Consider the following 10101-nt stretch of genomic DNA (forward strand, 5'->3'; position numbering starts at 1 on the left):
CAGGCCCGATGTTAGGGGCCATGCAAGCCGAGCCTCCCATCCGCGCCCTGATCGCGCCCGTCACGCCGCTCCAGCAGAACTGCACCATCGTCTGGTGCGCCAGGACGCTGAAGGCCGCCGTCATCGATCCGGGCGGCGAGGTCCCGCGCCTGCTCGAAGCGCTCAAGGCCCACGACCTCACGCTCGAGAAGATCTGGATCACCCACGGCCACCTCGACCACGCCGGCGGCGCGGCCGCCCTGCAGGCGGCGACCGGCGCGCCGATCGAGGGTCCGCACCCCGACGATTCGTTCTGGATCGACGAGATCACCGCCTCGGGCGCCAAGTGGGGCATGCCCGACGCCCGCTCCTTCACCCCCGACCGCTGGCTCGCGGACGGCGACACGGTGTCGCTGGGCGAGACGGAATTCGAGGTCTACCACTGCCCCGGCCACACCCCTGGCCACGTGGTCTTCTTCCACCGCCAGGCCCGCTTCGCCCAGGTCGGCGACGTGCTGTTCCAGGGCTCCGTCGGCCGCACGGATTTCCCGCGCGGCGACCACCAGCAGCTCATCGACTCGATCACCGGCAAGCTGTGGCCGCTGGGCGACGACGTCGCCTTCGTCCCCGGCCACGGCCCGATGTCGACCTTCGGCCAGGAACGCCGCACCAATCCCTTCGTCGCCGACGAGGTGCTGGCGGGCGCGTAATGCTTTCAGTCGTGAAATCTGAGCGTTACGCGGGGGGTTGAAAATGCCCCGGATGGATACACGCACCGAACAGTCCGCGGCGTCCGCCAGCGCCCGCATCCTGATGGTCGACGACGACCCGGGCATCCGCGACGTCGTCTCCGACTTCCTGGGCAAGCACGGCTACCAGGTCGAGACCGCCGGCGACGCACGCGAGATGGAGCAGGCGCTGGAGCGCGGCCCCATCGACCTGATCGTCCTGGACGTGATGCTGCCGGGCGAGGACGGCCTGGCCATCTGCCGCCGGCTGGCGGTCGGCGAGGGTCCGCCGATCATCATGCTCTCGGCCATGGGCGAGGACACCGACCGCATCGTCGGCCTGGAGCTCGGCGCCGACGACTACCTCTCCAAGCCCTGCAATCCGCGCGAGCTGCTGGCCCGTGTCCGCGCCGTGCTGCGCCGCGCCGAGCAGCGCGGCCAGGCCTCGACGACCGGCGGGGCGGCCTGCGAGTTCGCCGGCTGGCGCTTCGACCTGGTCCGCCGCGAACTGCGCTCGCCGCAGGGCGTGGTGGTCAACCTGTCCTCCGGCGAGTTCTCGCTGCTGCGCACCTTCGTGGAGCGTCCGCAGCGCGTCCTGACCCGCGATCAGTTGCTGGAGTTCGCCCGCGGCCCCGACTCCGAGGCCTTCGACCGCGCCATCGACGTCCAGATCAGCCGCCTGCGCCGCAAGCTGGACGACGGCGGCGGCGGCCAGGACCTGATCCGCACCATCCGCAACGAAGGCTACATGTTCACCGCCAAGGTGAAGCGCACATGACGCGGACGTGGGCCGGGCGGCCGACGGCGTCCCTGTTCGGGCAACTCCTGGCGCTGATCGGGCTCAGCCTGGTCGCCGCCCAGGCGATCAGCCTGTTCCTGCTGTTCAACCTGCCCCCGCCCGCCCCCGACTTCTACCGCATCAGCGAGATCGTCCAGACCTTCCGCGGCAATCCCCCGACCTTCACCGAGCGCCACCCGCTCGAGATCGTCATCGCCAAGGAGCCGCCGTCCCTCGCCATGGACGGGCGGATAACGCCCAAGATCCGCGCCCAGTTGGCCGAGGGGCTGGGCGTGCCGGTCGAGCGCGTGATGCTCGCCTCCACCTCGCGCTTCCCCTTCTCGGACCGCCGGGTGTTCCGGGTGATCCGCGACCGCATGGCCCGCGAGGGCGGCGTCCAGGAGGAACACTTCCTCGTCGCCCCCTTCAAGGTCGCCGTCCAGCAGCCCGACGGCCGCTGGAAGGTCATGTACCCGTCGCGCGGCATCGGCCTGGACCCCTGGCAGCAGCGGATCGTCCTGCTGTTCGTGCTCTCGGCCCTGGCCATGACCCCGGTGGCCTTCGTCTTCGCGCGCCGGCTCTCGGCCCCGATCCGCCTGTTCACCGACGCCGCCGAGCGCCTGGGCCGCGACCCGCGCGCCCCGCCGCTGTCGCTGCGCGGCTCGGCCGAGATCAGCATCGCCGTGAAGGCCTTCAACGACATGCAGGAGCGCCTGCGCCGCTATGTCGAGGACCGCACCGCCATGGTCGGGGCCATCGCCCACGATCTGCGCACCCCCCTTACCCGCCTGCGCTTCCGCATCGAGAACGTGCCCGAGGACGTCCGCGCCAAGATGGCGGCCGACATCGACCAGATGGAGGAGATGATCTCCGCGGCCCTGACCTTCGTGCGCGACACCAGCCGCCCGGGCGAGCGCACCCCGCTGGAGCTCTCCTCGCTGCTGGAGAGCGTCTGCGACGAGATGGCCGAGACCGGCGCCGACACGCAGGTCGAGCGCGGCCAAAAGGTCGTGCTGGAGGGCGATCCCCTGGCCCTGCGCCGGCTGTTCAACAACCTGCTGGAGAACGCCGTGAAGTTCGGCGACCGCGCCCGCGCCCGCGTCTACGCCGAGGGCTCCAGCGCCATCGTCGAGATCGAGGACGACGGCCCCGGCATTCCGGACGAGGAGGTCGAGCGGGTCTTCGAGCCCTTCTACCGGCGCGAACCCTCGCGCAGCCGCCAGACGGGCGGCATTGGCCTGGGCCTCGCCGTCGTCCGCTCGGTGGCGCGCGGTCACGGCGGCGACGTGGTGCTGACCAACCGGCCCGGCGGCGGCCTGACCGCCCGCGTCCAGTTGCCGATCTAGAGTGTTGCCGGGGCGCAAAGACCGCCGCCCGTGTGAAATCGTCGCGTAACGCCGGTCTGGTCTTCCAGATCGACCCTGCTTCGGAGACGCCCGCCGCATGAGCCAGCTCCCGCCCCGTCCCGCCCGGCGCCGGCGCCCGCCGATCTGGATGATCCTCGCGGCCCTGGTCGCCCTGGTCGCCGTCGGGCTCGGCGGGTGGCAGTTGCTGCGGCCCAAGGCGCCCAAGGACCCCTATCGCACCGCCGCGGTGGAGACCGGCGCGATCACCCGCTCGGTCTCGGCCTCCGGCACGCTGGAGGCGCTGGTGACGGTGGAGGTCGGCTCCCAGATCTCCGGCCAGATCATCCGCGTGAGCGCCGACTTCAACGACGTGGTCAAGCGCGGCCAGGTGCTCGCCGAACTGGATCCCCAGACCTATGAATCGCGCGTCGCCCAGAGCCGGGCCGACATCGCCGCCGGCCAGGCCTCGCTGGCCCAGGCGCAGGCCCAGCTCGCCCAGGCCCAGGCCGACTACGACCGCAAGAAGACCCTGGTCGCCCAGGGCGTCTACTCGCCCTCGGTGCTGGACGTCTCCCAGGCCGCGTTCGGCACGGCCCGCGCCGGGGTCGACGCCGCCCGCGCCCGCATCGCCCAGAGCCAGGCCGCCCTGCGCAGCCAGCAGGTCGATCTCGCCCGCACCTCGATCGTCGCGCCCATCGACGGCGTCATCGTCGACCGCCAGATCGAGCCGGGCCAGACCGTCGCCGCCAGCCTGCAGGCCCCGGTGCTGTTCCGCATCGCCCAGGACCTCTCCAAGGTCGAGGTCAAGATCTCGGTCGACGAGGCCGACATCGGCCAGGTCCAGGAGGGCCAGGCCGTGAAGTTCACCGTCGACGCCTTCCCGGACGACAACTTCACCGGCGTCGTCACCCAGGTGCGCAAGCAGCCGGTCACCGACCAGAACGTCGTCGCCTACGTGGTCATGGCCCAGGCCGACAATCCGCGGGGCAAGCTGCTGCCCGGCATGACCGCCAACGCCGACATCGTGCTGCAGCAGAAGCCCAACGTCATGAAGGTTCCCGCCGCGGCCCTGCGCTGGACCCCGCCCAGCGCCAACGCCCAGCCCGCCCGTCCGCCCGGTTTCGGGCCTCCCGGCATGGGCGGCGGCCCGCCCGGCGCCGGTCGCGGCCAGCCGGCCAACCGCGGCGGCATGGGCCAGCGCGTCGTCCAGCAGCTCGATCTCGACGCCGCCCAGCAGAAGGCGTGGGAAGCCATCCAGGCCGAGCTGCGCCAGAAGTCCGCCGCGCTGCTCGCCCAGGCCGGCGGCGACCGCGCCGCCGTGCGTGAGGCCATGGCCAAGAATACGGCCGAAGCCCTGGCCAAGCTCGAACCTTCGCTCAAGCCGGCCCAGAAGCAGAAGCTCGCGGCCCTGCGCGCGACCCTGCAACAGGGCGGCCGCGGCGACGGCGAAGGCTTCACGGGCGGCGTCGTCTACGTCCTGCGCGAGGGCAAGCCGGTTCCCGTCCCGGTGCGGGTCGGCGCCACCGACGGCTCCTCCACCGAGATCCGCACCGGCGACCTCAAGGCCGGCGACCAGGTGATCACCGGCGGCGGCCCCAAGCCCAAGGTCAAGGCCGGCGCGCCCATGGGCGGCCCGGGCGGCGGCGCGCCGGTGCGCGTGCGGATGTAGCCCGTGATCGAGCTCACCGACCTTCGCAAGCTCTATGTGATGGGCGAGGAACAGGTGGCCGCCCTGGCCGGCGTCACCCTCTCGATCGCCCGCGGCGAGAACGTCGCCGTCATCGGGCCGTCCGGTTCGGGCAAGTCCTCGCTGATGAACATCCTGGGCGGCCTCGACCGTCCCTCCAGCGGCGTCTACCGCTTCGACGGCGAGGACGTCGGCGCCTTCAGCGACGACGAGCTGGCCGCCTTCCGCCGCCGCCGGATCGGCTTCGTCTTCCAGTCCTTCCAGCTCCTGCCGCGCCTGACCGCGCTGCAGAACGTCGAGCTGCCGATGATCTATGCGGGGCTGGAGCCCAGGGAACGGCGCGAACGGGCCGCGGTGCTGCTCGACCGCGTCGGCCTCGGGACCCGCAAGGGCCACAAGCCGACCCAGCTCTCCGGCGGCCAGCAGCAGCGCGTGGCCATCGCCCGCAGCCTGGCCAACTCTCCCGACCTGCTGCTGGCCGACGAGCCGACCGGCGCCCTCGACACCCACACCGGCCAGGAGGTCCTGGCCCTCTTCAAGCAGCTCAACAGCGAGGGGCTGACCCTGATCCTGGTCACCCACGACCTCGAGGTCGCCGCCCAGGCGCGCCGCCGGATCGCCTTCCGCGACGGCCTGGTGGTCGAGGACGTGCGCGAGGCCGCGCCATGAGGGCCGTCGAGCTCCTGCGCTTCGCGACCGGGGCGATCATCGCCCACCCGATGCGCTCGGCCCTGACCTCGCTCGGCGTGGTCATCGGCGTCGCCGCCGTGGTGATGATGACCTCCATCGGCCTGGGCGCGCAGCAGCGGGTGACCTCGACCATCGCCGGCCTGGGCTCCAACCTGATCATCGTCTCGCCCGGCGCCGCGCGCGCCGGCGGCGGCGGCGGCTTCGTCATGGGCGCGGCCGGCTCGGGCCAGACCCTGCGCGACTCCGACGCCGAGGCCATCGCCAAGCAGGTGGAGGGCGTGGTCGCCGTCGCGCCCGTCGTCCGCGGCCAGGCCCAGCTCGCCGCCGACGGCGCCAACTGGAACACCCGGATCGAGGGCGTCACCGAGGACTATCTCGACGCCCGCGACCTCTCCATCGCCACCGGCCGCATGTTCGACGACCGCGAGGCGCGCCAGGGGCGCAAGGTCGTGGTCATCGGCCAGACCGTGGCCCGCGAACTCTGGGGCGACCTCGATCCGCTCGGCCGGCGGGTGCGCGTGCGCGGCGTCCCCTTCGAGGTGATCGGGGTGCTGACCTCCAAGGGCCAGTCGGGCTTCGGCCAGGACCAGGACGACATCGTGCTGGGGCCGCTGGAGGCGGTGCGCTCGCGCATCGTCGGCCGCCGCGCCCGCGGCGACACGGTCCAGACCATCTATGTGAAGGCCGCCGACGGCGACAGCCTCGACCGGGTGCAGGAGGACACCTCCACCCTGCTGCGCGAACTGCACCGCATCCGGCCGGGCGACGACGACGATTTCCAGACCCAGAACATGGCCTCGATCCTCCAGGCCTCGCAGGCGGCGGTCTCGACCTTCACCACCCTGCTGGCGGCGGTGGCGGCGGTGTCGCTGGTCGTGGGCGGCGTCGGCATCATGAACATCATGCTGGTCGCGGTGACCGAGCGGACGCGCGAGATCGGCCTGCGCATGGCCCTTGGCGCCAGGCGCTCGGACATCCTGGTCCAGTTCGCGCTCGAGGCGATCACGTTGTCGTTGGTCGGTGGGCTGATCGGTTTGCTGATCGGGGTCGGCGGCGCGACGGCGATCGCCAGGCTCGGCTCGTGGCCGGCCGCCATCCCCGCCTGGGCCGGCCCGGTGGCCTTGGGTTTCTCGACCCTGGTCGGCCTGGTGTTCGGCGCCTATCCCTCCTGGCGGGCCGCCCGGCTCGATCCGATCGAGGCCCTGCGGCGCGAATAGTCGCAGCGGCCAATCGCATTTTACGCGCAACCTCCTTCGCCCTTGGCGAGTTTGCTTGACCGTAAGGGACAGCGAGGCGTCGACCGCCCTCCCCGCGACGGTCGATGCATAGAGGAGCCGCTCATGGATCTTGAACCGACCGCCAAGCCGAAATCACGTCGTGGATTTGCAGCTATGAATCCGGAACGCCGCCGCGAGATCGCGCGCAAGGGCGGCGCCAGCGTGCCTGGCGAGAAACGCAGCTTCGCCAAGGACCGCGATCTGGCCGCTTCCGCCGGCCGCAAGGGCGGTGAGTCCTCGCGCGGCGGCGGCCGCAGCCGTGGCGACCGGCTCGAAAGCTGAAACCCGAGGCGAGCGGCGGGGGGCGCCGCTCGGTCTTCAGGCGCTCAGCAGCACGACTGCGAAGCTCGGGGCGGCGCTTTCCCAGCGCCGCTCCAGCTTCCAGCCCGCAGCGGCCGCCAGCCTGGCGAACCCCTCCAGCGTGAACTTGTAGGAGTTCTCCGTGTGGATGGTCTCGCCCGCCGCGAACCGGAACGACCGGCCCGCCGCCCTGGCGACTTGGTCGCGCACGCTCACCAGATGCATCTCCATCCGGCTCTCCGCCGCGTTCCAGACCGCGCGGTGCTGGAACCCCGACAGGTCGAAGTCTCCCTCCAGCTCCCGGTTGATCCGGGTCAGCAGGTTGAGGTTGAACGCCGCGGTGACGCCCTGGGCGTCGTCATAGGCCGCCACCAGCGTCGCCTCGTCCTTCACCAGGTCTATGCCCACCAGGAACGCCGCGTCCTCGCCCAGCAGGCGGCGCGCGCCTGACAGGAACCGCTCCACCTCGGCCGGCGTGAAGTTGCCGATGGTCGAGCCGGGGAAGAAGCCGATCCGCGGATGCCCCGCCTCCGGGGGCAGGGCCAGGGCCTTGGTGAAGTCCTCCGCCAGCGGCGCGACCTTCAGACCCGGATAGTCCCGCCCAATCGCCGCGGCCGCCGCCTCCAGCGCGCTGCTGCTGATGTCGATGGGCGCATAGGTCGCCAGTTGCGGCGCGGCGTCCAGCAGCAGCCGCGTCTTGGTGCTGGCCCCGCTGCCGAACTCCACCAGGGTCGCGCCGTCCGGGATCACCGAGGCCATCTCCCCGGCCTTGGCCTGCATCAGCGCCAGCTCGGTCCGGGTCGGATAATATTCCGGCAGCTCGGTGATCGCCTCGAACAGGCGCGAGCCCTCGGCGTCGTAGAAATACTTGGCCGGCAGCGTCTTCTGCGGCCGCGACAGGCCCTCGGCCACGTCGCGCGCGAACCCGGGGTCGGCCGCCCCGTCCGCCGGCCGGGGCGGGCCGTCCCAGGCCAGCCGCACCCCCGAGAACATCCACCGCTGATGCGGATAGAAGAAGTTGCGATAGCTCGCCCGCACATGGCCCGCCGGCGTCGCGCAGCAGCCGCCGCGCAGCACCATCTGGCCGATCATGAACTTGCCGTTGTACTCGCCCACCGCGCCTGCGGCCGGATGGAAGCCGGGATAGGGCGAATAGGCGCTGCGGGTCCACTCCCACACGTCGCCGAACATCTGGCGCAGGCCCGGCGTCGATCTGGCCGCCGCCGGGCCGTACTGCAACTGTTCGCGCATGTTGCCGCTGGTCGGCAGGTCCTGGGCCGCGTGCTCCCATTCGGCCTCGGTCGGCAGCCGCGCCCCGGCCCAGGTCGCATAGGCGTCGGCCTCGTAGAAGCTCACATGCGTCACCGGCGCGTGCGGCGCGATCGCCCGCCGCCCCTGCAGGGTCATGGCCAGCCAGCCGCGCTCGCCCCGCTCCCAGTAGAGCGGCGCTTCCCAGCCCTCGGCCTGGACCCGCGCCCAGCCCTCCGAGAGCCACAGCTCGGGCCGCCGGTAGCCGCCGTCGGCGATGAAGGCCAGCCACTCGCCGTTGGTCACCAGCCGGTCGGCCAGCCGATAGGGTTCCAGATAGACCTTGTGCCGCGGCCCCTCGTTGTCGAAGGCGAAGCCCTCGCCGGCGTGGCCGATCTCGACCAGCCCGCCGTCGAACGCGATCTCGGCCGCCGGTCCCGGATCGCGCCCCACCGGCAGCGCCGGCGCCGGCGCATAGGCCGGCTTCAGCGGCGACTGGGCGAACAGGTGCAGCACGTCCATCAGGATCAGTTCCTGGTGCTGCTCCTCGTGCGCCAGCCCCAGCTCGACCAGTTCGGCGATCGCCTCGGGCGCCGCCGCCAGCAGCCGCCCCATCGCCTCGTCGACATGGGCGCGATAGGCCAGCACCTGCGCCAGGGACGGCCGGGTCAGCAGGCCGCGCTGCGGCCGCGGCTGGCGCGGGCCCAGCGCCTCGTAATACGAGTTGAACAGGTAGGCGAAGGCCGGATCGAAAATGCGATAGCCCGGCAGGTGCGGGACCAGCAGGAAGGTCTCGAAGAACCAGGTGGTGTGCGCCAGGTGCCACTTGACCGGGCTGGCGTCGGGCATCGACTGGGCGCCCTGGTCCTCGGCCGAGAGGTGCGCGCTCAGCGCCACGCTCGCCTCGCGGACCTTGCGATAGGGGCCGCCCGCGCTCCGCGCCCGTGCGGCGCGCGCCGGCGCGGGCGCAAGCCTAGCCTTTTCGAAAGACGCCATCAGCCCGCTCCACTTCGCCTCTGATTGTCTCGAAAATCGCCGACGCCCGACGACGCCGGGCACGCCCCGCCAAACGTCGCAGGCCGAACGCAGTTCCTGGAATTTGGGGGCTCCCCGCCCGAGCGCAACCCGGAACGGTTGCCCGAAGGACGCGTTGAGTTGCCACGCAGTGCGAAGCCCGCCCTGGGAACGACGGGCGTCTAGAGGTCGGCATGGGCGGTGACACCGAGTGGCGCAACGAGGTGGTGGCGATGATCCCGGCTCTGCGCGCCTTCGCCTGGTCGCTCAGCCACAACGGCTCGGACGCCGACGACCTGGTTCAGGACACCCTGATCAAGGCCTGGAGCAACCGCGACAAGTTCGAGGCCGGCACCAACCTGCGGGCCTGGCTGTTCACCATCCTGCGCAACACCTACTACACCCAGATCATCCGCCGCCGCCGCGAGGTCCGCGACGAGACCGGCGAGTACGCCAACAACGTCCGCACCCCGCCGACCCAGGACTGGAGCGTCGCCATGCGCGCCCTCCAGGCCGCCCTCGCCCAACTTCCGGACGAGCACCGCGAGGCGCTGATCCTGGTCGGCGCCGCCGGCCTTTCCTACGAGGAGGCGGCCGAGATCTGCGGCTGCGCGCTGGGCACCATCAAGAGCCGCGTCAACCGCGCCCGCGCGCGCCTGCTCAAGATCATGGACGCCGAGGAACCCTCCGACGTGCTGATCCTGGATCACGCCGAGGCCAGCCGGGCCTAAAGACGCCCCCAAGGCGTCATCAAGTCAGTTGAGCTTTTGGGGCGGGGCGGCGCCTCATTCGCCAGGCCCGGCGCGAATGGGTCCCGGACAAGCCCTGCGGGCTTTCCCGGATGACACGGGAAGAACGCCCACAACAAATGCGCCAAAGGCGCACTCCACCCCTCGCACCGCACCATCCGCCCCCACGGCGCCTTCGTGCTCTTAGTGTCCTTCGTGGGCTTGGTGTTTCAAAATCCACCGAGCAGCTTGCGCCAGCCGCCACCGGAGCAAAAGCAGGTGTCATCCCGGTTTGCGCAGCAAGACCGGGACCCATGAACACCGGA

Annotated in this window: 9 protein-coding genes; 8 read left to right on the forward strand and 1 reads right to left on the reverse strand. The window is 71.5% G+C overall.

What is annotated here, in order from left to right; genetic code table 11:
• Positions 1-20 precede the first annotated feature (20 nt).
• The 7 genes from RTL41_RS17010 (at position 21) to RTL41_RS17040 (ending at position 6767) form a co-directional block, all read left to right on the forward strand.
• A complete protein-coding gene (locus RTL41_RS17010) occupies positions 21-689 on the forward strand; it encodes an MBL fold metallo-hydrolase (protein WP_312166268.1) in 669 nt (222 codons plus the stop codon).
• A 52-nt stretch (positions 690-741) separates the two neighbouring features.
• Entirely contained in the window at positions 742-1485 is a 744-nt protein-coding gene (locus RTL41_RS17015; protein ID WP_312166269.1) for a response regulator, read from the forward strand.
• Complete coding sequence (locus tag RTL41_RS17020; RefSeq protein WP_312166270.1) at positions 1482-2831, forward strand: ATP-binding protein; 1350 nt, start codon at positions 1482-1484, stop codon at positions 2829-2831. The genes RTL41_RS17015 and RTL41_RS17020 overlap by 4 nt, the downstream gene beginning before the upstream one ends.
• 97 nt (positions 2832-2928) lie before the next feature.
• A complete protein-coding gene (locus RTL41_RS17025) occupies positions 2929-4500 on the forward strand; it encodes an efflux RND transporter periplasmic adaptor subunit (protein ID WP_312166271.1) in 1572 nt (523 codons plus the stop codon).
• Positions 4501-4503: 3 nt separating this feature from the next.
• Entirely contained in the window at positions 4504-5187 is a 684-nt protein-coding gene (locus tag RTL41_RS17030; protein WP_312166272.1) for an ABC transporter ATP-binding protein, read from the forward strand.
• Positions 5184-6425, forward strand: a complete 1242-nt coding sequence (locus tag RTL41_RS17035; protein WP_312166273.1) for an ABC transporter permease — start codon at positions 5184-5186, stop codon at positions 6423-6425. Before RTL41_RS17030 ends, RTL41_RS17035 begins: the two co-directional genes overlap by 4 nt.
• Positions 6426-6548: 123 nt before the next feature.
• Positions 6549-6767, forward strand: a complete 219-nt coding sequence (locus tag RTL41_RS17040; protein WP_056018305.1) for a general stress protein — start codon at positions 6549-6551, stop codon at positions 6765-6767.
• Between the two features lie 36 nt (positions 6768-6803).
• On the opposite strand, the gene egtB is transcribed toward RTL41_RS17040, so the two are convergent.
• Positions 6804-9029, reverse strand: a complete 2226-nt coding sequence (gene egtB / locus RTL41_RS17045; protein ID WP_312166274.1) for an ergothioneine biosynthesis protein EgtB — start codon at positions 9027-9029, stop codon at positions 6804-6806.
• Between the two features lie 212 nt (positions 9030-9241).
• Here egtB and RTL41_RS17050 point away from each other — a divergent pair, with 212 nt between their 5' ends.
• Positions 9242-9778, forward strand: coding sequence for a sigma-70 family RNA polymerase sigma factor (locus RTL41_RS17050; protein WP_312166275.1), 537 nt, complete (start codon positions 9242-9244; stop codon positions 9776-9778).
• The last annotated feature ends 323 nt before the right edge of the window (positions 9779-10101 follow it).

Source organism: Phenylobacterium sp., from assembly GCF_031984885.1.
In the GTDB taxonomy this organism is placed as follows: Bacteria; Pseudomonadota; Alphaproteobacteria; order Caulobacterales; family Caulobacteraceae; genus Phenylobacterium.

Bases quoted from the DNA above. Each gene is read 5' to 3' on its own strand.
- RTL41_RS17010 (WP_312166268.1), top strand. From the start codon at position 21: ATGCAAGCCGAGCCTCCCATCCGCGCCCTGATCGCGCCCGTCACGCCG.
- RTL41_RS17015 (WP_312166269.1), top strand. From the start codon at position 742: ATGGATACACGCACCGAACAGTCCGCGGCGTCCGCCAGCGCCCGCATC.
- RTL41_RS17020 (WP_312166270.1), top strand. From the start codon at position 1,482: ATGACGCGGACGTGGGCCGGGCGGCCGACGGCGTCCCTGTTCGGGCAA.
- RTL41_RS17025 (WP_312166271.1), top strand. From the start codon at position 2,929: ATGAGCCAGCTCCCGCCCCGTCCCGCCCGGCGCCGGCGCCCGCCGATC.
- RTL41_RS17035 (WP_312166273.1), top strand. From the start codon at position 5,184: ATGAGGGCCGTCGAGCTCCTGCGCTTCGCGACCGGGGCGATCATCGCC.
- RTL41_RS17040 (WP_056018305.1), top strand. From the start codon at position 6,549: ATGGATCTTGAACCGACCGCCAAGCCGAAATCACGTCGTGGATTTGCA.
- egtB (WP_312166274.1), bottom strand. From the start codon at position 9,029: ATGGCGTCTTTCGAAAAGGCTAGGCTTGCGCCCGCGCCGGCGCGCGCC.
- RTL41_RS17050 (WP_312166275.1), top strand. From the start codon at position 9,242: ATGGGCGGTGACACCGAGTGGCGCAACGAGGTGGTGGCGATGATCCCG.